At 73.7% G+C, this 20,494-nt stretch carries 21 protein-coding genes and 1 riboswitch; of the genes, 11 read left to right on the forward strand and 10 right to left on the reverse strand.

Going from position 1 to position 20,494, the window contains the following annotated elements:
• The first annotated feature begins 72 nt into the window (after nucleotides 1-72).
• The 8 genes from J4G33_RS13845 to J4G33_RS13880 all read left to right on the forward strand — a co-directional run bounded on the left by J4G33_RS13845 (nucleotide 73) and on the right by J4G33_RS13880 (nucleotide 6,473).
• Entirely contained in the window at nucleotides 73-870 is a 798-nt protein-coding gene (locus tag J4G33_RS13845) for a TSUP family transporter (protein ID WP_208056578.1), read from the forward strand.
• Between the two features lie 42 nt (nucleotides 871-912).
• Nucleotides 913-1,365, forward strand: coding sequence for a GNAT family N-acetyltransferase (locus tag J4G33_RS13850; RefSeq protein ID WP_208056579.1), 453 nt, complete (start codon nucleotides 913-915; stop codon nucleotides 1,363-1,365).
• Nucleotides 1,366-1,670: 305 nt separating this feature from the next.
• Complete coding sequence (locus tag J4G33_RS13855) at nucleotides 1,671-2,768, forward strand: ATP-binding cassette domain-containing protein (RefSeq protein ID WP_208056580.1); 1,098 nt, start codon at nucleotides 1,671-1,673, stop codon at nucleotides 2,766-2,768.
• On the forward strand, nucleotides 2,765-3,583 hold the full coding sequence (locus J4G33_RS13860; protein ID WP_208056581.1) for an ABC transporter permease: 819 nt from the start codon (nucleotides 2,765-2,767) through the stop codon (nucleotides 3,581-3,583). Before J4G33_RS13855 ends, J4G33_RS13860 begins: the two co-directional genes overlap by 4 nt.
• 74 nt (nucleotides 3,584-3,657) lie before the next feature.
• Entirely contained in the window at nucleotides 3,658-4,290 is a 633-nt protein-coding gene (locus tag J4G33_RS13865; protein ID WP_208056582.1) for a YdeI/OmpD-associated family protein, read from the forward strand.
• Nucleotides 4,291-4,378: 88 nt separating this feature from the next.
• A complete protein-coding gene (locus J4G33_RS13870; RefSeq protein ID WP_208056583.1) occupies nucleotides 4,379-4,813 on the forward strand; it encodes a YciI family protein in 435 nt (144 codons plus the stop codon).
• Entirely contained in the window at nucleotides 4,810-5,154 is a 345-nt protein-coding gene (locus J4G33_RS13875) for a YciI family protein (protein ID WP_208056584.1), read from the forward strand. Before J4G33_RS13870 ends, J4G33_RS13875 begins: the two co-directional genes overlap by 4 nt.
• Nucleotides 5,151-6,473: an RNA polymerase sigma factor gene (locus J4G33_RS13880; RefSeq protein ID WP_208056585.1), complete on the forward strand. Its 1,323-nt coding sequence runs from the start codon at nucleotides 5,151-5,153 to the stop codon at nucleotides 6,471-6,473. The genes J4G33_RS13875 and J4G33_RS13880 overlap by 4 nt, the downstream gene beginning before the upstream one ends.
• 40 nt (nucleotides 6,474-6,513) lie before the next feature.
• On the opposite strand, the gene J4G33_RS13885 is transcribed toward J4G33_RS13880, so the two are convergent.
• A complete protein-coding gene (locus J4G33_RS13885) occupies nucleotides 6,514-7,254 on the reverse strand; it encodes an SRPBCC family protein (protein WP_208056586.1) in 741 nt (246 codons plus the stop codon).
• A 117-nt stretch (nucleotides 7,255-7,371) separates the two neighbouring features.
• Between J4G33_RS13885 and J4G33_RS13890 the strand changes: the two genes are divergently transcribed.
• Complete coding sequence (locus J4G33_RS13890) at nucleotides 7,372-8,481, forward strand: GNAT family N-acetyltransferase (RefSeq protein WP_208056587.1); 1,110 nt, start codon at nucleotides 7,372-7,374, stop codon at nucleotides 8,479-8,481.
• Between the two features lie 39 nt (nucleotides 8,482-8,520).
• Here J4G33_RS13890 and J4G33_RS13895 read toward each other — a convergent pair whose 3' ends face one another.
• The 3 genes from J4G33_RS13895 to J4G33_RS13905 form a co-directional block, all read right to left on the reverse strand.
• Nucleotides 8,521-9,570 (reverse strand): ABC transporter ATP-binding protein, encoded by a 1,050-nt coding sequence (locus tag J4G33_RS13895; protein ID WP_208056588.1) that lies wholly within the window; start codon nucleotides 9,568-9,570, stop codon nucleotides 8,521-8,523.
• Nucleotides 9,570-11,255 carry an ABC transporter permease gene (locus J4G33_RS13900; protein ID WP_307793907.1) on the reverse strand — a complete coding sequence of 562 codons (1,686 nt, stop codon included), beginning with the start codon at nucleotides 11,253-11,255 and terminating at the stop codon, nucleotides 9,570-9,572. Before J4G33_RS13900 ends, J4G33_RS13895 begins: the two co-directional genes overlap by 1 nt.
• Before the next feature lie 151 nt (nucleotides 11,256-11,406).
• A complete protein-coding gene (locus J4G33_RS13905; RefSeq protein ID WP_208056590.1) occupies nucleotides 11,407-12,519 on the reverse strand; it encodes a thiamine ABC transporter substrate-binding protein in 1,113 nt (370 codons plus the stop codon).
• Between the two features lie 84 nt (nucleotides 12,520-12,603).
• A riboswitch (TPP riboswitch) is annotated at nucleotides 12,604-12,724 on the reverse strand.
• Nucleotides 12,725-12,844: 120 nt separating this feature from the next.
• Between J4G33_RS13905 and J4G33_RS13910 the strand changes: the two genes are divergently transcribed.
• Nucleotides 12,845-13,288 (forward strand): hypothetical protein, encoded by a 444-nt coding sequence (locus tag J4G33_RS13910; protein WP_208056591.1) that lies wholly within the window; start codon nucleotides 12,845-12,847, stop codon nucleotides 13,286-13,288.
• A 74-nt stretch (nucleotides 13,289-13,362) separates the two neighbouring features.
• Nucleotides 13,363-13,611, forward strand: coding sequence for a DUF4235 domain-containing protein (locus tag J4G33_RS13915; RefSeq protein ID WP_208056592.1), 249 nt, complete (start codon nucleotides 13,363-13,365; stop codon nucleotides 13,609-13,611).
• On the opposite strand, the gene mnhG is transcribed toward J4G33_RS13915, so the two are convergent.
• From mnhG to J4G33_RS13945, 6 genes are read right to left on the reverse strand one after another with little or no spacing between them, the layout of a single operon-like run.
• A complete protein-coding gene (gene mnhG, locus J4G33_RS13920) occupies nucleotides 13,604-14,068 on the reverse strand; it encodes a monovalent cation/H(+) antiporter subunit G (protein ID WP_208056593.1) in 465 nt (154 codons plus the stop codon). The two genes, J4G33_RS13915 and mnhG, sit on opposite strands and share 8 nt — an antisense overlap.
• A complete protein-coding gene (locus J4G33_RS13925) occupies nucleotides 14,065-14,457 on the reverse strand; it encodes an MrpF/PhaF family protein (RefSeq protein WP_307793908.1) in 393 nt (130 codons plus the stop codon). The genes mnhG and J4G33_RS13925 overlap by 4 nt, the downstream gene beginning before the upstream one ends.
• Nucleotides 14,454-15,146, reverse strand: a complete 693-nt coding sequence (locus J4G33_RS13930; protein ID WP_307793909.1) for a Na+/H+ antiporter subunit E — start codon at nucleotides 15,144-15,146, stop codon at nucleotides 14,454-14,456. Before J4G33_RS13930 ends, J4G33_RS13925 begins: the two co-directional genes overlap by 4 nt.
• On the reverse strand, nucleotides 15,143-16,759 hold the full coding sequence (locus J4G33_RS13935; protein ID WP_208056594.1) for a Na+/H+ antiporter subunit D: 1,617 nt from the start codon (nucleotides 16,757-16,759) through the stop codon (nucleotides 15,143-15,145). Before J4G33_RS13935 ends, J4G33_RS13930 begins: the two co-directional genes overlap by 4 nt.
• Entirely contained in the window at nucleotides 16,756-17,223 is a 468-nt protein-coding gene (locus J4G33_RS13940; RefSeq protein ID WP_208056595.1) for a Na(+)/H(+) antiporter subunit C, read from the reverse strand. Before J4G33_RS13940 ends, J4G33_RS13935 begins: the two co-directional genes overlap by 4 nt.
• Complete coding sequence (locus J4G33_RS13945) at nucleotides 17,220-20,339, reverse strand: Na+/H+ antiporter subunit A (RefSeq protein WP_208056596.1); 3,120 nt, start codon at nucleotides 20,337-20,339, stop codon at nucleotides 17,220-17,222. Before J4G33_RS13945 ends, J4G33_RS13940 begins: the two co-directional genes overlap by 4 nt.
• Nucleotides 20,340-20,494: the final 155 nt, after the last annotated feature.

Raw genomic sequence — 20,494 nt, forward strand, 5'->3', positions numbered from 1 at the left:
GGGAGGGCTGGGGTGGGGCTGGGGTGGGGGCGGGGTGCGCGGGTGGGGCGGGGGCGGGGCTAGCCTCGCGGCGTGAACCACGTCGTCGCCGGGGTCGCGGACCTCGACACCACCACCATCCTGCTGCTGCTCGCCGCGGCGTTGCTCGCGGGCTGGATCGACGCCGTCGTCGGGGGCGGGGGGCTCGTGCAGCTGCCCGCGCTGCTGCTCGTCCCGGGGATCAGCCCGCTGCAGGCCCTCGCGACCAACAAGCTCGCGGGGATCATGGGTACGAGCGTGAGCGCGGCCGTGTTCTACCGACGCGTCCAGCCCGGGCTACGGACGGCGGCGCCGATGGCGCTCGCAGCCCTGCTCGGCGGAGCGGGCGGGGCGGCGCTGGCGAGCTTCCTGCCCGGGGAGGTCATCACGCCGATCGTGCTGGTGGCCCTGGTGGTCGTCGCGGTGTGGACCGTGGCCCGCCCCGGCGCGGGGCGGGTCACGAGGCTGCGGTACTCCGGCGTGCGGCACACCGGGACGGCAGCGGCGCTGGGCCTCGGGATCGGCGCGTACGACGGGCTCGTCGGTCCCGGCACGGGCAGCTTCCTGGTGATCGGGCTCGTGGGGCTGCTGGGGTACGCCTTCCTCGAGGCCTCGGCCAACGCCAAGATCATCAACACGGTGACCAACCTCGGCGCGCTGATCATCTTCGCCCTGCAGGGCGCCCCGTTGTGGGTGCTCGGGCTGATGATGGGCGTCGCGAACATCCTGGGCGCCTACGTCGGGGCGCGGATGGCCGTGGCCCGGGGCAGCGCCTTCGTCCGGGCGGTGTTCCTCGTCGTCGTCGGCGGGCTGATCCTGCGGCTGGGCTGGGACGTGCTCGGGCTGGGGTGATCCGGCCCGACGACGGCGCCCCGCGCCCCGTACCATCCCCGCGTGGGCATCACGATCGAGACCAGGACCGCGACGCAGATCACGGCCGCCGAGCTCTACCCCCTGCTGCAGCTGCGGGTCGACGTGTTCGTCGTCGAGCAGGAGTGCCCGTACCCGGACCTCGACGGGCAGGACCTGCTCCCCGACACCCTCCAGGTGTGGGCCCACGAGGACGGCGCCGTGCTGGGCTGCATCCGCGTGCTGCGCACCGGGAGCGACTCCCCGTCGATCGGCCGCGTGGCGACCAGCCCCGCTGCCCGCGGTCGCGGCGTCGCCGGACGGCTGCTCGAGGAGGGCATCACGCTGTGCGGCCCGACGGCGACCATCCACCTGGGCGCCCAGGCCCATCTCGAGCAGTGGTACGGCCGGTACGGGTTCGTCCGCGCGGGCGAGAACTACGACGAGGACGGCATCCCGCACGTGCCGATGGAGCGGCGACCCACGACGGCAGGCTGACGGCCGGGCCTCCTCGTGCAGGGAGCCGGGCCGCCTCGTGCAGGGAGGAGGGCCCGCCGCGCAGGGGGGGCAGCGGCGGGCCCTCGCGGTGAACGCTAGCAACCGCACCTGTGAGGACGCTGTGCGTGGACGGGTGTCACCGCCGCCCGATCATCAGACCCCGATGAGTTTCCTCGATCGACCCGGTCTTCTCTCGTGCGACCCGGTGCGCCCGAATTGTCGTTGACGCGCGCCGAGGGACCCGGGAGGGTCGCGCTGTCCGGCGTCGGGTGGGCCCGGGCACTCATCGACGGGAGGGGATCCTCGTGATCCATGCACGCGGTCTGGTCCAGACCTTCCACACCAAGCGGGGGCGGCAGCGCGAGGAGGTCCGCGCCGTGGACGGCGTCGACCTCGACGTGAGCGAGGGCGAGGTGGTCGGCTTCCTCGGCCCCAACGGCGCGGGCAAGACGACGACGCTGCGCATGCTCACCACCCTGCTGCGGCCCACGGCCGGCACCGCGACCGTCGCGGGCTACGACGTCGCGACCCAGTCGGTCGAGGTACGACGTCGCATCGGGTACGTCTCGCAGGCGGGCGGCGCCTTCAGCGGGGCCCGCGCGGGGGACGAGGTGGTCGACCACGGGATGCTCTACGGCCTGCCCCAGCGCCTGGTCGAGGAGCGGGGCAAGGCCCTCTTCGAGCAGATGGACCTGCCGGGGCTGTGGGCGCGGATGCCCAAGAACATGTCCGGCGGGCAGAAGCGACGCCTCGACATCGTCATGGGCCTGATCCACGAGCCCAAGCTCGTCTTCCTCGACGAGCCCACCACGGGCCTGGACCCCCAGGCCCGAGCGAACCTGTGGGAGCACATCCGGGGCCTGCGGGACCGGCTCGGGGTCACCGTGCTGCTCACCACGCACTACCTGGACGAGGCCGACGCGCTCTCCGACCGGATCATCATCATCGACCAGGGCCGCATCGTCGCCTCGGACACCGCCGACAACCTCAAGGCGCAGGTGGCCGGGGACCTGGTCGACCTCGAGGTGCACGACCCCGCCCAGCTGAGCGCGGCCGCCGAGCGACTCGCGACCCTGGTCCCCGGGCCGGGCGGCGTCGAGGTGGTCGACCGTCACGTACGGGCGCGCGTCCCGCGTGCGGGCCGCTCGGTGCAGGGCCTGCTGCGCGACCTGGACGCGGCGAGCATCGAGCTCGAGTCCATCGAGGTGCTGCGGCCGACCCTCGACGACGTGTTCCTCACCCTCACCGGCCGCTCGCTGCGGGAGGCCGAGGCCGCCTCGGAGCAGGTCGGCGGCACCGGGCAGGACGAGACCGACCCCACCGCGGCCGGGGCGAGCACCGGCGCCCCCACGGCGACGCCCGTGACCAGCAGCCCGACCACCACCGAAGGAGCCCACCGATGACCGCCACGACGAGCGCGCCCAGCACGGGCCTCGACGTCCCGCTCGAGCGCGGCCCCGCGGCAACCTTCCTGCGCGAGAGCCACATCGTGTTCCGTCGCCAGCTGCGGATGAACCTGCGCAACCCGGCCTGGGTCATCATCGGGATGCTCCAGCCGGTGCTGTACCTGCTGCTGTTCGGCCCGCTGCTCGAGCCGCTGATCGACCAGTTCGGCGCGACGAACGCGTACACGTTCTTCGTCCCCGGGATGCTCGTGCAGCTCGGGATCTTCGGGGCGTTCTTCGCGGGGTTCAGCCTCATCGGCGAGTGGCGCGAGGGGGTCATCGAGGCCGAGCGCGTCACCCCGGCCAACCGCACGGCCCTGCTGGTGGGCCGGCTCTACCGTGATCTGCTCCAGCTCTGCGTCCAGGCCCTGATCCTCGTGGCCCTGGGCTGGGCCCTGGGCATGCGCGCCTCGGCCGTGGGCATCGTGATCGGCGTGCTGATCACCCTGCTGCTGGGCGGGGCGTGCGCGGCGGCCTCGAACGCGCTGGCCCTGACCGTGAAGTCCGAGGACGTCATGGCCCCGGTCATCAACATGATCATGATGCCGGTGCTGCTGCTCTCGGGGATCCTGCTGCCGATGACCATCGGGCCGGACTGGCTGGTGCGGGTCAGCGACTTCATGCCGACCCGGCACGTGGTCGACGCCGTGCGCGCGTCCTTCGCCGGTGACTTCGCCTTCTCGGCCCTGGGCTGGGGGATCGCGTGGTCGGTGGGCATGTTCGTCCTGGCGGTGTGGTGGGGCACGGCGACCTTCCGCCGCGAGAACGCCTGACCGGCGCCCGAGCCCGCTCCGGGGCACCTGCGCGCCCCTCCCGTCGTGTCGGTGCCCCGGGGCACCATGGACCCATGGCCATCGAGCTTCCCGAGCTGCTGCTCCCCGACGCCGCGGCGTGGCACACGTGGCTGCGCGAGCACCACACGGAGTCGACCGGGGTGTGGCTGGTGCTGCACAAGAAGGGTGGGACGGTCACCTCCCTGACCTACGCGCAGGCCCTCGACGAGGCCCTCTGCTTCGGCTGGATCGACGGCCAGGCCCGGTCCCGTGACGCCGAGACCTCGGCCCAGCGCATGACGCCGCGCCGCGCCCGCAGCCGCTGGTCGGCCCGGAACGTGACCCATGTCGAGCGGCTCGAGCGGGAGGGCCGGATGCAGGAGGCCGGCCGGGCCCAGGTGCGGGCCGCCCAGGCCGACGGTCGCTGGGACGCCGCCTACCCGGGCCCCGCCGACGCGGTCGTCCCCGAGGACCTCGCGCAGGCGATCGCCGCCGAGCCGCGCGCGCAGGCCTGGTTCGAGGTGCTGACCTCGAGCAACCGCTTCACCCTGATCACCCAGGTGAACGACGCCAAGCGCCCCGAGACCCGCGCCCGCCGGATCGCGACCTTCGTGGAGGCGCTCAGCGAGGGCCGGACCCCGTACCCGCAACGCCGTCGGCCCGAGGGCCCCGACGTCGCCCCCAGCGCAGCACCCCGGGGGAACTAGGTCGACGCCCGGTGTCGATCTCGACCGACCTCGCGCGTCATCCTGATGACCGGGCGCACCCGACGCCCCGCACCGCGGAGGAACCACCATGACCACGACGCCGACCCCGGACCACAGCACGGCGGACGAGGCAGCACCGGCCACCCCGTCGCCGAGCGAGTACGTCGTCCTGCTGTACGCCGACGAGGCCGCCTGGCTCGCGGCGAGCCCTGAGGAGCAGGCGGCGGTGTTCAGCCAGCACGAGCGGTTCTCGACCCGGTGCGAGGAGCGCGGGCACCGCATCACGGGCGGGGCCGAGCTCCGCCCCAGCAGCACCGCACGCCTGGTCCGCCGCGACGCCGCCGGGTTCCCCACGGTGACCGACGGCCCCTACGCCGAGACCGTCGAGCGCTTCGGCGGCTACTACCTCGTCGAGAGCAGCGACGTGGACGACCTCGCCGCCCTGGTCACCGAGCTGCTCGAGCCCGGCGAGACCGCAGAGATCCGCGCCACCACCAACGACGTCGACGGGCAGGGGGCGTGAGATTCGTCGTTCTGCTCCACCAGGACGAGCAGGTCTGGCGGGACGCCTCACCCACCCAGCGCGAGGAGTACTACCGCCGGCACGACGCGTTCGCCCAGGTCACGTCCCGCACGGGCTGCACGATCCTCGCCGGGGAGGCCCTCGCCGGGGTCGAGACCGCGACGACGGTGCGCCGACGGGGCGAGCAGGTCAGCGTGACCGAGGGGCCCTTCGCCGAGACCGCCGAACAGCTCGGCGGCTTCTACCTGGTCGAGGCGCCCCACCTGGACGCCGTGATCGAGGCCAGTCGTGAGCTGCCCGAGTACACCGTCGAGATCCGTCCGGCGATCGACGTCGCGTGACCACGCCACCGTCGGGCCCGCACGAGGCGTCCGCCCAGGACGACCCCCTCGCGCGGGCCTGGCGGGAGCACTGGGGGCGCACCGTCGCCCTGCTGCTGGGCCAGTTCGCCCGGCCCGACCTCGTCGAGGACGCCGTCGCGGAGGCCTTCGCGAGCGCGGCCCAGCGATGGCCTCAGGACGGCGTCCCCGACTCCCCCGGGGCGTGGCTCCTCACCGCCGCGCGCCGCCGCGTCGTCGACCGGCTGCGGGCCGAGGCCGTGCACCGCCGCAAGGAACCACTCATGGTGGTCGACGCCCGCACCCGCGCCGCCGCCTCCGCCTCCGCGACGGATCCCAGCACCGGGCCGGCGGAGGACGAGCACCTGCTCGACGAGCGGTTGCGCCTGATCTTCACCTGCTGCCACCCGGCGCTCTCGGCCGAGGCCCGCGTCGCCCTCACGCTGCGTTTCGTCATCGGCCTCGACGTCCCCGAGATCGCACGGCTCATGCTCGTGCGGCCCACGACGATGGCCGCGCGGATCACCCGGGCCAAGAAGCGCCTCACCGCCTCGGGCATCCCGTTCGACGTACCCCCGGCCGGCCGCCTCGACGAGCGCCTCGACGTCGTCGCCACGGTGCTGTACCTGGTGTTCACCGCGGGCTACCACCCGCAGCCCGGTGACGAGCCGCTGCGGGGTGACCTGGGGGACGAGGCGATCCGCCTCGCACGGGTGCTCGACAGCCTGCTCCCCGGCCACGGCGTGGTCCGGGCCCTGCTCGCCCTGATGCTCCTGCAGCACTCACGCCGCGACGCACGCCTGGACCCTGACGGGCACCTCGTGCTGCTGCACGACCAGGACCGCTCCCGCTGGCGGCGCACCGAGATCGAGGAGGCCCTCCCGCTCCTCCGTGGACTTCCCCGCACCACCGGGCAGGCCGAGGCGTACCGGCTCCAGGCCCTCGTCGCGGCCGAGCACGCGACGGCCCCCGCAGCCGCGAGCACCCGGTGGGACGTCATCGCCGGTCACTACGCCGAGCTCGAGGACCTCACGGGCTCCCCGGTGGTGCGGCTCGCGCGGGCCGTGGCGGTCGCCGAGCTCGACGGCCCGGACGCAGCGCTCGCCCTCCTCGAGGGCCTCGAGACCCGCCTGCCCGACCACCACCGCCTCGAGGCCGTCCGGGCCGAGCTCGCCTGGCAGGCGGGCAGGCCGCAGGAGGCCGCGGCCGGTTTCCTCCGAGCCCTCGCCCTGGTCCCCGGCGGACCGGAGCACGAGCACCTGACCGAGCGCCTCGCCGCCCTGCGCACGGAGGCCCTCACGCCAGAGGCCGAGGCCGGCTAGACCGTCGAGGCGGTGCCCGCCATCGCCGGGCACCTCACGCCTACGGCGTCAGGTCGTCCTCGACGGTGGTGGGAGCCCACCACGCGGTCCAGCGCTGCTCGACCTGGGCGATCCTCGCGTCGTCGAGGCCGTAGGTGTTGAGCACGAACATCGCGACGCCGTGCGGAGGCGCCGCCGACGGGGGTGTGCGCGCGACGACGAGCAGGGCGTGCTCCTCCTCCGCGACGGTCAGGCCGATCTGCAGGTCGGTCTGGAAGGCGATCTCGCCGGTGAAACGGGACCCGTCGGCGCGTTCGACCGCGTAGGCCGAGCCGACGGGGGCGTCGCCCAGCGGGCGCAGGCCCAGGTCCTTCAGGAGGGCGTGGTCCTCGGAACCGAGGTCCACCCCGAGGGCTGAGACCGTGCGGCGCTCGGCCCCGGGGTGGCGCTCGAGGGCGAACTGGAGCTGGTGGGCGAAGGTGATCCACCCCTCGTCGACCGCGTCGTAGGCGCCGACCATGTCGCCGTCGGTGGTCCCGTCCTTGCGCGAGATGACCAGCCGGGTGGAGAGCTCGCTGATGGGCTCGAGGGCGATCCGGTCGCCGTCGGGCCACACGAGGGTGCGGGCGGCAGGGTCCTCGGTGGGCTCGTCGACGAAGATCTGCTGGATCTCGGCGGCGAGGCCGTCGTCGTCCCAGCCGAACCAGCGGTGGATCTGGTCGGGGTCGCGCAGGGCCGCCCACACGGCGTCCGGTGTCGCGCGCACCGCGATGTCGACCAGGACGCGGTCCTCGGTGCTCATGGTTCCTCCTCGGTGGACGTGGCCGACCCGAGCATGGCACCGGGCCGACGCGCGCGCGAGCGAAGGCCGTCGAAATGGCGTGGCGCGGACGCCGCCGGTCGGAGCACAGTGGCCCCCATGCGCACGTGGTCTGTCACCCGGTCCCCCGTCCCACCGTCCCTCGAGGACCCGGCGGCCTGGGCCCTGCACGGCGCCTCCGCGGTCTCCTTCGCGGTCGACCACGACACCTACGGCAACGACGACGTCGCCTACACCGCTCAGTACCTGCACGTGGGCCTCACCCGGACCGAGTACACGACGCGGGTGCTGCTCGTCGCGCACCGCAGCGACCTGGCCTCCCCCACCGCCCAGGACGTCGTCGGCCTCGCGAACCTGCACATGCAGCGCGCGAGCAACGAGCGCATGGCCTACGTCGAGCTCGTCGTGCACCCCGAGCACCGACGCCAGGGGGTCGGGGCCGCCCTCCTGGCCGAGGCCGAGCAGGTGGCCCGGGCCCACGGGCGGAGCGTCGTCATCGCGAGCTCCGACCACCGCGGCGAGCCAGCCGCCGACGCCCCCGGTGCCCTCGAGGCGCCGACCGGCAGCGGGCGGATCGACAGCGCCGAGCCCGGGGCCGCCTTCGCCCACCGTCACGGCTTCGTCCTCGAGCAGGCCGAGCGCTACAGCGTGCTGGACCTGCCCGTCGACCCCGACCTGCTCGACCGGATGCACGCCGAGGCCGCCGACCGGGCCGGCGCGGACTACCGCCTGCACGCCTGGAGGGACAGTCTCCCCGAGGAGTGGCTCGAGCACTTCGCCGTCCTCGAGACGCGGATGTCCACCGATGCGCCGTCTGCGGGCCTCGAGCTCGAGGAGGACGTGTGGGACGCCGCCCGGGTGCGCGCGGCCGAGGAACGGATCGCCGCCGCCGGGCACGCGTTCCTCGTCGTGGCCGCCGAGCACGAGCCCACCGGCACCCTCGCGGCCTTCACCATGGTCGAGATGCCCCACGACCGACCCGCCGTGGTGTTCCAGGAGGACACCCTCGTGCTGCGGGAGCACCGCGGTCGCCGGCTGGGCATGCTGGTCAAGGCCGACATGCTGCGGCGCCTGGCCGCCTCCCACCCGGGCGCCGAGCGCGTGCACACGTGGAACGCCGAGGAGAACAGCTACATGCTGGCCATCAACGTGGCCCTCGGCTTCCGGCCGACCGGCGTCTCGGGTGAGTGGCAGAAGCACCTGACCTGAGCCCCGGGCGCGGCCCGCGAGGGCCGGGAGGGGGCGGCGTCAGCCCAGCCGCGGCACCGCGTCGACGTCGACCGTGAGCCGCACCTGCTCCCCGGGCCCGACGACGGCGCGGTCCGGGGCGCTCGGCTCGACCACCGTGACCGGTCCGATCCCCTCGACCTCGACCACGACCTCGACCACACCGCGTCGGAACCCCGCGCTGCGCACCGTCCCGCGCAGGTCCCCCGCCGGGTCGAGCCGCAGGGAGCCGGGGCCGAGGGCCACCAGGGCGTCGTCCTCGACCCCGGGGAGCACCCCGGCCGGCACGAAGGCCTCGTAGCCGAGGAACTCCGCGACCCGCTGCGAGGCCGGGCGGTGCCACAGGTCGACGGGCCGGGCGACCTGCAGCAGGTGACCGAGGTCCATCACGGCGATCCGGTCGGCCACCGCGAAGGCCTCGTCGTGGTCGTGGGTCACGAAGACCGCCGTCGTGCCCGTGGTGGTCAGCGCCTCGCGCACCTCGGCCGCGAGACGCTCGCGCAGCGCGCGGTCCAGGGCCGAGAGCGGCTCGTCGAGCAGCAGCAGCCGGGGCCGCGGCGCGAGGGACCGGGCGAGGGCCACCCGCTGCCGCTCCCCGCCGGACAGGGTCGAGACCGCACGGTCCGCGAACCCGCCGAGGCCCACCAGCTCGAGCAGCTCGGTCACCCGTTCGCGGCGCCGGGCCCGCGGCTCCCCGGCCATCTCGAGGCCGAAGGCCACGTTCGCGGCGACGTCCCGGTGCGGGAACAGCTGCCCGTCCTGGAACATCAGCCCGAACCCGCGGCGGTGCACCGGCACCCCGGCGAGGTCCGCGCCGTCCCAGGTGATCGACCCCGAGGAGGCCGGCTCGAGCCCCGCGACGGCCCGCAGCAGGCTCGACTTGCCGCTGCCCGAGGGCCCGAGCAGGCCCAGCACCTCACCGGGCTCGACCTCGAGGCTCAGTCCGTCGACAGCGGTCGCCGTCGTGCCGTCGTCGTCCCGGTAGTGCACGACGAGGTCACGGACGGCCAGGCCGCGGCCGGCCGAGGTGGTGGACGACGGGTCGGTGGGCGACGGGTGCTGCGGTGTCATCAGAACTCCCCTGCCGCGCCGGCGCGCAGCCGTTCGGTGAGGGCCATGACGCTCGCGGTCACCAGCGCCAGCAGCACCGAGGCGGCCAGGGCCATGCCGAGGTTCTCGGCCCCCGGGCGTCCGATCAGGCGGAAGATCACCACGGGCAGTGTCGGCCGGTCCGGCCGGGCCAGGAAGGACGTCGCGCCGAACTCCCCGAGGCTGACCGCGAAGGCCAGGCCCACGGCCAGCCCGAGGGAGCGCGCGGCGATCGGCCAGTCCACCAGCCGCAGCACCCTTCCCGGGGAGGCGCCGAGCACGGCGGCGGCCTCGTGGAGCCGGGAGTCGATCGCGCGGAGCACGGGCAGCACGGTACGCACCACCAGCGGGGTCGCGACCACGGCCTGCGCGACGGGGATGAGCAGCGGGTGGGTGCGCAGGTCGACGTCGAGCCCGAGGGGACGGTCCAGGGCGATGAGGAAGCCGAACCCGACGGTCACGGCCGAGACGCCGAGGGGCAGCATAAACACCGCGTCCAGGGCCCGGACCGCGCGCCGCGTCCCCCGGCCCCGAGGACGGCGCGAGACCACGAGGGCCACGAGCCCGCCCACCACCACGGCCATGACCGTCGCGTCCACCGCGATGCGCAGGGAGTTGAGCCCCGCCTCCCACACGGTCACGCTCAGCGCGTTGCTGCCCCCCGTGGTGCCCAGGTTGACGTAGTTGCCCAGGCCCCAGCCGGTCGGCGTCCGGAAGGACCGCACCAGCACCGTGACCAGCGGCAACGCGAGCAGCACCACGACGACGACGGCGGTCACCCCGACCGCGAGCAGGTCGCCGGCGCTGCGCTCGGGTCCGCGCAGGGCGAGCCGGCGGTGGGCCACCCGCTCGGGCCGACCCAGCTGCAGCGCGCGCTCCCGCCGGGCCCGGGCCCGCCCCGCGGTGCCGAGGGCGACCGCGACGACGACGAGCTGCACCACCGAGAGGACGGCGGCGGCTCGCAGGTCGAGGAACTGGGTGGTCTGCACCCAGATCTCGGTCTCGACCGTGCCGTAGCCCGTGCCACCGAGCACCAGGACCACCCCGAAGGCCGTCGCGCAGAAGAGGAAGACGATCGAGGCGGCCGAGGCGATCGCCGGGGTCAGCGCCGGCAGGGTCACGGTGAGGAAGGCCCGCCAGGGCGGGGCGCCGAGGGAGCGGGCAGCCTGCTCGGCCCGCGGGTCGAGGTGCGCCCAGAACCCGCCGACGGTCCGCACCACCACCGCGTAGTTGAAGAAGACCAGCGCGGCGACGACGGCCGCGAAGGTGCCGTCCCAGTCGAGGAAGCCCAACGGCCCGGAGGGGGCGAGCACCGACCGGAAGGCCACCCCGACCACGACCGTCGGGAGCACGAAGGGCACGATGACGAAGGCCCGCAGGGCGGCGCGGCCGCGGAACTGGCAGCGGTAGAGGAGGTAGGCACCGGGGATGCCGACCAGCACCGCGATCGCCGTGCCCACGGTGGCCTGGGCGAGGGTCAGCCCGATGATCCGCCAGGTGCGCGGCCGCCCGAAGACCTCCGCGAACCCGCCCAGGTCCAGGCCGCCGTCGGCCACGAAGCCCCGCAGCACCAGGCTCCCCACCGGCAGGGCGAAGAACAGCCCCAGGAAGGCCAGCGGCACAGCGGCCGCCAGCCCCCACACCAGGCCTCGCCCCAGGCCTCTCACCCGCCCGCACCCCCGCGAGGTCGCACATCTGCACCGGGGACGCACTTCTGAACGTGCGACCTCGGTGCGAGTGTGCGACCTCGGCGGGCCGGGGCCGGGCCCGGGGCCGGGGCCGGGGTGGGGGTGGGGGTGGGGGTGGGGGTGGGCACGGTCAGCCGATGACCGTGTCCGTCCAGGCCTGGATCCAGGCCTCGCGGTTCTCGGTGATGACGGCCGGGTCGAGGGTGTACGGGTCCTCGGGCAGCGGGGCGAACCGCTCCCAGGACTCGGGCAGCTCGATCGAGGAGTCCGCCGGGTACACGTACATGTTCTCGGGGATGTCGGCCTGGACCTCGGGGCTCAGCAGCCAGTCGATCACCTGCTGCGCGCCCTCGGGGTTGGCAGCGCCGGCCAGCACCCCGGCGTACTCGACCTGCCGGAAGCAGGTGTCGAGCATCGCGCCGGTCGGCGCCTCCTCGGCGCCCTCGCCGACCTCGTACGGCGGGGAGGAGGCGTAGGACAGCGCGATGGGCCGGTCACCCTCGCTCGAGGGGCCGGAGAAGTCGACGTAGTACGCGTCCGACCAGCCGCTGACCACCTTGAGACCGTTGGCGCTCAGGTCCGCCCAGTACTGCTCCCACCCGTCCTCGCCGAACTCGGCGACGGTCGCCAGGAGGAAGGCCAGCCCGGGGGACGAGGTCGCGGGGTTGGTCGTCACGACGAGGTCGACGTAGGCCGGGTCGGTGAGGTCGGTCAGGCTCGTGGGCTCCTCGAGCCCTTCCTCGGCGAACCACTCGTGGTCGATGTTGAGGCACACGTCGCCCACGTCGACCGCGCTCAGGTACCCCTCGTCGTCGACCGCGAGGGCCTCGACGTCGGGCCCGGCGTTCGGCGAGGTGTACGGGTCCAGGACCCCCTCCTCGATCGCGCGCGAGGCGAAGGTCGTGTCGATCCCGAAGACGACGTCGCCCAGGGGCGAGTCCTTGGTGAGGATCAGCTGGTTGACCAGGGCACCGCCGTCCCCCGGGGCCTGGGTCTCGAGGGTCAGGCCCGAGGACGACTCGAAGTCCGCGATGACGTCCTCGCTGAGCGCGAAGGAGTCGTGCGTGACGAGGACGACGGTGCCGCCGCCCTCCCCGGTGGTGGCGCCGTCCTCGGATGCGCCGTCGTCGTCGCTGCCCGTGCCGATGGTCGAGCAGCCCGCGAGCAGGGCGCCCGCCGCGACGAACGCGCCGAGGCGCAGGTGGTTCCCGGTGCTGGCCGGGTGGGCGAGGGTCCTCGCCATGGTGTGTCCTCCTCGTGGTGGCAGGAGGGGGGCCCAGCACCAGCGTCGTCGACCGGCAGCACCCGTCGACGACGACGGTGGCAGGCCTGAGACGTCCCGACTCCCTACGCCGGTACCAACCGGATCAGGTTCGAGGGTCTGCGGATGTCCGCACTCTCAGCGTCCAGCGTCCGGCGAACCGGACGACGCTCCCCTGTCGTTCACCCCGAGCCTACCGCCGCGACGCCGGTGCCCCGGCCGCCGTGGTGCCACGGACCACGCCGCGTCCGCGGCTACGCTCGGGGCGGGCAGGGCCCGACCTGCAACATCCGACCGAGGAGGAGCCGTGGCCGTCCAGGCTGAGCTGTTCGCCGCCAAGCACGCTGCCGCCCTGGCACGCTCCGAGGCCCTCGAGGCCGGTGGCGTGACCCCGACAGGGGACGCCTCCCACCTGGCCCTCGTGGACCTCGGACCGATCGAGCTCGAGACCCTCGGCGAGATCGTCGCGCGGGCCGTGCGCTTCGGCTCGGGCGACCTCGAGCTCGAGGAGGTGGACCTCGACCACGAGGCGCTGCTGCTCCTCCCCGACTTCCTGTGCGAGGCCCTGGCCGAGCTCAGCCGCAGCGAGGACCCGGACCTGGCGACCGAGGTCGCGACCGAGTGGGCGCAGGCCGAGGAGGTCGACGCCTCGGCGACGGAGCTGCTCCCGGTGCTGCGCTCGATCGTCGCGCTGGTGCTGCTGGCGGAGAAGACCGGCGAGCGCCTCTACCTGTGGACCGCCGAGGGGTGACCCGGCCGCACTGCGCCACCCGGTAGGCAGGGCTACGGTGAGCGGAGCAGCTCACCCATCGGCGGAGGTAGATCGTGTCGGACAAGAAGCAGGGCGTCGCAGCCAAGGTCATCGGCGGTGTCGTCACCCTGGTCGGCGTGTGGGCCGCCCAGAAGGCCGTCGCGAGCGCCTGGAAGATGGTCAGCGGTCACGAGCCGCCCCACGCGGAGGACGACGACGACTCCCGCCTGGCCGAGGTGATCGGCGCGGCTGTGCTGTCGAGCGCCATGGTCGCGCTGGCCCGCGTGCTGGCCACGCGAGGGACCGCCAAGTTCCTCAGCTGACGGGTCCGTCGCCGTCCTGATCGGCGCGGGCCGGAGGGTCTGCCTCGTCCTGCGCCGCTCGGTCGGGCGCGGACTGCGCGACCTCTGCCTGCGCGACCTCGGCGTGGGCCAGCTCCAGGTCGCGGGTGAGCTCGTCGACGACGAGCAGCTCCTTGCGGACCTTCCCGGTGCGGTATCCCGCGCGCGCCACCATGTGCGCCGCGACGGGCGAGGTGAGCATCTGGAACAGGGCCACGAGCAGCAGCATCCACATCACCGGGCCGCTGCGCAGTCGCAGGGCCAGGCCCAGCATCATGAGGATGAGCCCGAGCACCTGCGGCTTGGTCGCGGTGTGCATGCGGGCGAGCAGGTCGGGGAACCGGACGAGCCCGACCCCGGCCGCGAGGGTCAGCACGGCGCCGCCCAGCAGGCACACCGCGGCCAGCACGTCGAGCACCACGTCCAGGGTCTCGTTCACTCGCGCACCTCCCCCTGGGCCGGCCCGCCGTGGTGCTCGGGGTCGCTGGACTCGAGTGCCGTGGTCTCGGCGTCGAGACGCTCGCTCTCGGCGGCAGCGATCTCCTCACGGGTGAGGACGCGCCCCTCGCCCTCGGGCTCGACCGAGGCGAACCTCGCGATGGTCACCGAGCCGACGAAGCCCACGAGGGCCACCGCCACGAGGATCGGCACCGTGTCGATGCGACGCGACCACGCCGCCTCGAGGGCGATGGCCCCGACGATGGTGCTGGTCACGATGTCCAGGGCGATGGTGCGGTCGAGCATGCTGGGGCCCTTCTCGGCCCGGACCAGCGCGAGTCCGGCACTGATGGTGAGCAGCACCGCGCAGATGATGACGACGACGATCACGGGCGCTCCCCCTTCTCCTCGACGGCCCCGTCGCCGCCCTTCTCGACGGGCGGCGCGACCTCTCCGATCTCGGTGAGGCAGACCGGGGCGGCTGCCTGCGACGGAGCCCCCTGGAGGCCCGGGTCGGCGACCCCGCGCTGCGGTCGACGGGTGAGCCCGGCCTCGGCCAGCTCGGCGTCCGAGGCGAGGGCCCGCAGGATGCGCGCCTCGGTGTCCAGGACGTTGCGCCGCGCCGCCTCGACCCCGCCGGCGATGTCGACGTCGAGCACGTGGATGTAGAGCACCCCGGAGACGCGGTGCGCCTCGACGACGATCGACCCGGGCACCAGCGAGCACAGCTCGGCGGTCAGGGTCAGGTACAGGTCGGAGTGGCTGCGCAGGTGGACCGCGAGCACCGCGCTGCGCGGGGTCCTGCCCACCCGGAAGGCCTGGTAGGCCACCTGGGCGCTGGCCACCACCAGGTCGACGACGAACCGGTACGCCAGGTAGGCGACCGAGGGCAGGTGCACCCGGCCGTGGAAGTCCACCGCGGGCAGGGGCATCAGCCGGGTCACCACGACCGCCAGGACGAGGCCGCTGAGCACGTTGGCGATCGAGAGGTCACCCCAGACGAGCACCCAGATGACGGCCAGCCAGACCGTCATGACGAGGTTGACGCCGAAGGAGCGGCGGCGCGGGTGGAGGCTCACTCGTCCTCCTCCTCGACCGGCTCGTCGGGCAGCTCGGCGTCGGGGGTGTCCTCGGCGAGGTCGGAGGACACCCCGGCGCCGCGGGCGCGGTCCGGGAGCACCGAGACGATGTACTGGTTCGGGTCCCGCAGGGTGGCGGCGGCCCGCTGGGTGTAGTCGTACATGGGCCCGGCCACGACCGTGATGCTGACCCCCAGGAGCACGAGGGAGGCCGCCGAGCCGACCATCGCCCGCGGCAGCCGCATGGGTGCGGGCTCGACCGGGGCGACCTGCCAGAAGGCCTTGTTCCAGGCCTTGACGATCGCGTAGAGGGTCAGCAGCGAGGTCACGACCCCCGCCCCGACCAGGGTGAGGGCCAGCGGCCCGCCGTCGGCCACCCCCGCCTGGAGCAGCCCGGCCTTGCCGAGGAAGCCCGACAGCGGCGGGATCCCGGCGAGGTTCATCGCCGGGACGAAGAACAGCACGGCGAGCAACGGCGCGAGCCGGGCCAACCCGCCGAGCTGGTCCAGGCTGGTGGACCCACCCCGGCGCTCGACCAGCCCGACGACGAGGAACAGCGCCGTCTGCACGGTGATGTGGTGGGCCACGTAGAAGATCGAGGCGCCCAGCCCCTGCTCGCTGGACAGCGCGATGCCGAAGATCATGTAGCCGATGTGGCTGACCAGGGTGAAGGACACCAGCCGCTTGATGTCGTTCTGGGCCACGGCCCCGAGGATCCCGACCACCATGGTGAGCAGCGCCGCGACCATGAGCAGGGTGTCGGCCCGGCCGTCGGGGAACAGCAGGGTCTGGGTGCGGATGATCGCGTAGACGCCGACCTTGGTCAGCAGCCCCGCGAACACCGCCGTGACGGGGGCAGGGGCCGTGGGGTAGGAGTCCGGCAACCAGGCCGAGAGCGGGAAGATCGCGGCCTTGATGGCGAAGGCCAGCAGCAGCAGGAGCTGCAGCACGAGCTGCACCCCCGGGTCGATCTCGGGCAGCCGGATCGCGAGCTGGGCCAGGTTGACCGTGCCGGTCGCGGCGTAGATCAGGCCGATCGCGAGGAGGAAGATGATCGAGGACACCAGCGAGACGACCACGTAGATGGTCCCCGCGCGGATGCGCTCCCCCGTGCCGCCCAGGGTGAGCAGCACGTAGGAGGCCGCGAGGAGCATCTCGAAGCCGACGTACAGGTTGAACAGGTCCCCCGAGAGGAAGGCGTTGGCCACGCCCGCGCTCAGCACCAGGTACGTGGGGTGGAAGATCGCCACGGGGGTGCCGCGGTTGCCGTCGGCGAGCCCCTGGGCGAGGGAGTAGATCAGGACGCACAGGGTCACCGCCGCGGAGACGGTGAGCATGAGGGTCGAGAGGCGATCGGCGACCAGGTCGATCCCGACGGGTGCCGCCCAGTTCCCCACGTCGAGGACGACAGGCCCCTGGTCGGCCGCGACGAGCAGGGTCAGCGAGGCGAGGAGCACCACGGTCAGGGCGACGACGCTGATGATCTGCTGGGCCTTGGGGTGCCGCCACAGCGCGAGGGCCAGGCCCGCGGCCGAGAGCGGGACCAGCACCGGCAGGGGCACCACCCAGCTGAGGTCGGTGAGGCTCAGCCAGAGGAGGTCCGGCGGGGTCATGACCGGTCACCTCCCATCTCGTCGTGGGCCGAGGCGGCGTCCTCGTCGAGGGTCGTGGTGACCTCGGTGTCGCTGTCCTCGAAGGCCGCGAGGTCCGCTGCGGCACGGCGGGCGACGCGGCGGTCCTCGAGGTCGTCCTGGACCTCGTCGTGCCGGTTGAGCTGCCACGAGCGGTAGGCCATGGCGAGCAGGAAGGCCGAGATGCCCATGGTGAGCACGATCGCCGTGAGGATCATGAACTGGGGCAGGGGGTCGCTCATGTCCTCCGGGGCGGTCTGGCCCGTGATGGGCGCCCCGCCGGCGGCGCCCCCGGCGACGAGGAACAGCAGGTTGATCCCGTTGCTCATCGCGATGAAGCCGAGCAGCACGCGGGTCAGGCTGCGCTCGAGCAGCAGGTACACACCGACCGTGATGAGCACGACGATCGCCAGCACCAGGGCCAGGCTCGGGGAGGTGTCGATCATCGCTGCACCTCCGCGCCGAGGTGCTCGTCCGGGGCCGCGCCGTAGGGGGCGTCGGCCGTGGCCCGGTCCTCCCCCTCGGGGTGCTCGGTCTCGGGGTCGCCGTCCTGGGCCTCGCCGTGCCGGTCGACCTCCGAGCCCAGGCTGCGCAGCACATCCAGCACCAGGCCGACCACCAGCAGGAAGACCCCCATGTCGAAGAACAGCGAGGTCACCAGCTTGATGTCCCCGAGCAGGGGGACGGTCACCTCGATGATCAGGCTCTGCAGCACCGACCCTCCGGCGAGCAGGGCGAGCAGCCCGACGCCGGCCGAGAGGAACAGGCCGGTGCCGAGCAGCAGGCCGGGGTGGATCGGGGCAGCCTCGGTGAGCTCGTAGCGGCCCCCCGCGAGGTACCGGACGATCAGCGCGATCCCGACGACGAGGCCCGCACCGAACCCGCCCCCGGGGGCGTTGTGCCCGGCGAAGAGCAGGAAGAGCGCGTACATGATCATCGAGTGGAAGAGCAGCCGCGTGGCGATCTCGAAGATGATCGACCGTCGTTGCGGGGCCAGGGTCCGGCCACCACGCAGCCACTCGGTGCGGGGCCGTGCGCGGCGCGTCGAGCCGCCGAGGCCGAGCTCGGCCTCGCTCGCCCCCTCGGCACGGCCCGCGTCGCGCACGCGCAGCACGTGCATGGGGTCGGGGACGTCGCCGGCCCACACCCGGGTGCCGTCGGCGGCGTCGTCGGCCCGTTGGAGCTCGCCGCCGCGGCGGCGCAGGAAGATCAGGGAGGCCACACCGGTCGCGGCCGCGAGCAGGACGGAGATCTCGCCGACCGTGTCCCAGGCGCGGATGTCGACCAGGGCCACGTTGACGACGTTCTTGCCGCCGCCGAAGACGTAGGCCTCCTCGGCGAAGTCCACCGAGACCGGCGGGTGGATCCGCGCCCCGGGGACGATCAGGGCCAGGGCGCCGACGGTGAGGCCGACCGTGAGGCCGATGGCCAGGCGGACCCAGCGGCTCGCGGCGAGGGGGCGCACCGAGAAGTACGCGGGCAGGCGCCGCAGCACCAGCACGAAGATCACCAGCATGATCGTCTCGACCAGCACCTGGGTCAGCGCGAGGTCGGGGGCCCCGTGCAGCAGGAAGAGGTACGCGACCGCGTACCCGCTGATCCCGGCGAGCACCACGGCCTTGAGGCGGCGCCGGGCGTTGGCCGCGAGGATCATCGCGCCCCCCGCCAGGAGCCCCGCGACCAGCTGGACAGGGCTGTCCCACAGGCGCACGCCGTCCGCCCCGGGCAGCGTGGTGCCGGCGGCCAGGGTGGTGATGGCGAGGCCGACCAGCACCAGCAGGATCGTGCCGAGGTAGAAGGGCAGCGACCCACGCTGGGTGACGGCGGTGACGTCCCCGGCGAGCTCGTCGAGGCGTCGCATGCCGCGGCGGTACCCGCGGTCGGCGTCCCAGGGGATCCGCACCCGGGCCTGCCAGCCCTCGACCCGGGCCCGCGCCCAGAACATCAGCGCGCCGACGGTCAGGATCACGACGGTCAGCGCGAGGGCCGGCGAGAAGCCTGCCCACAGCACCAGGTGGCCCGGGTCCCCCGGGTAGGTGTCGGCGTGCGGGGCGAGCAGCCCTTCGCCCACCTCGGGGGTCAGTGCCAGGACCAGCCCGAGCACGGCGAGCACCGCGGCCGGCGCGACGAGCACGAGGGGCGGGTGCTTGATCGCGAGCGGGCCGTCGTCCCCGGCGACCCCGGCCGCGACCGCCGCGGCGTGCGGGGCCGTCGCGTCGTCGGAGGTCGCGTGGGTGCGCTTGGTGGCGAAGGCCCCCCACCAGAACCGCAGGCCGTAGGCCACGGTCAGCGTGGAGCCCACCACCATGGAGACGAGGACGAACAGGCCGACCGCGGTGCCGCCGTCGTGCACGAAGGCCTCGAGGGCGGCCTCCTTGGCGACGTACCCCGCGAAGGGAGGGAGCCCGATCATCGACGCGGTCGAGAGGGCGCCGACGGCCGCGGTGATGGGCAGCTCGCGCCCCACCCCGGTCAGGCGGCGCAGGTCGCGGGTGCCGGTCGCGGCGTCGACCACGCCGACGGTGAGGAAGAGGGAGGCCTTGAACATCGCGTGGGCCCCCAGCATCGCCAGACCCGCGAGCGCGGCGGCGCGGGAGCCCAGGCCGACCAGGAGCACCAGGAGGCCGAGCTGGCTCACGGTGCCGAAGGCGAGGATGAGCTTGAGGTCGTTCTGGCGCAGGGCTCGGTAGCCGCCGACCACGAGGGTGCCGCAGCCCAGCACGATGACGATCCCGCGCCACACCCCGAGCTCGCCGAAGCCGGGGGCGAAGCGGGCCACGAGGTAGACGCCGGCCTTGACCATCGCGGCGGCGTGCAGGTACGCCGAGACGGGGGTCGGGGCGGCCATCGCGGCGGGCAGCCAGAAGTGCAGCGGGACGAGGGCGGACTTGGTCGCGGCCCCGGCGAGGAGGAGGACGACGGCGACCGTCGCGAGGGTGGTGGTCGTCCCGGCCGGGATGCCGCCGCCCTCGCTGGCCAGGGCCACGACCTCGGAGATCCGGTAGGTGCCGGTGGTCTCGCCCAGCAGCACGATCCCGACGAGCATCGCGAGCCCGCCCGCGGTGGTCAGGATGATGGCCTGCATCGCGGCGCGGCGGGAGGCCTTGCGCTCGGCGTAGTGGCCGATCAGCAGGTAGGAGAAGACCGTGGTCAGCTCCCAGAAGGTGTAGAGCAGGAGCATGTCGTCGGTCACGACGAGGCCGAGCATCACACCCGCGAAGGCCACGAGCACCCCGCCGAAGCGGCCCAGGCCACCCGCCGTCGCCGAGAAGTAGCGCGAGCAGTAGACCAGGACCAGGGCGCCGACCCCGCCGACCATCAGCACCATGAGCCAGGACAACGTGTCGAGCCGGAAAGCCAGCTCCATGTCGAGGGCCGGGACCCACTGGACCACCTCGACCGGGCCGTCCCCGGCCATCACCTCGCTGGTCCAGCTGAGGGCCCAGGCGGCGGCCGAGGCCGGGGCGAGGGCCATGACGAGGAACGCTCGACGACCGAGCCACTGCACCAGGAGCGGCGCGCCGAGAGCCACCACGAGGTGGGCGGCGAGCAGCAGGAGCACGTCCGGCTCCGTCCGGTCGGGGGCGGTGGTCGGTCGGGATGGTCAGTGCCTGTCGAGGCCCGCCGTCGCGCAGGCGTCAGCGGGCCTTGGAGGGGCGTCGTGTTGTCAAGACGATGAACGCGAGCACGCACCCGCAGACGTGCCACGGGGGTGCG

Origin of the sequence: Actinotalea soli (assembly GCF_017565425.1) — a bacterium.
GTDB classification, from domain to species: domain Bacteria; phylum Actinomycetota; class Actinomycetes; order Actinomycetales; family Cellulomonadaceae; genus Actinotalea; species Actinotalea soli.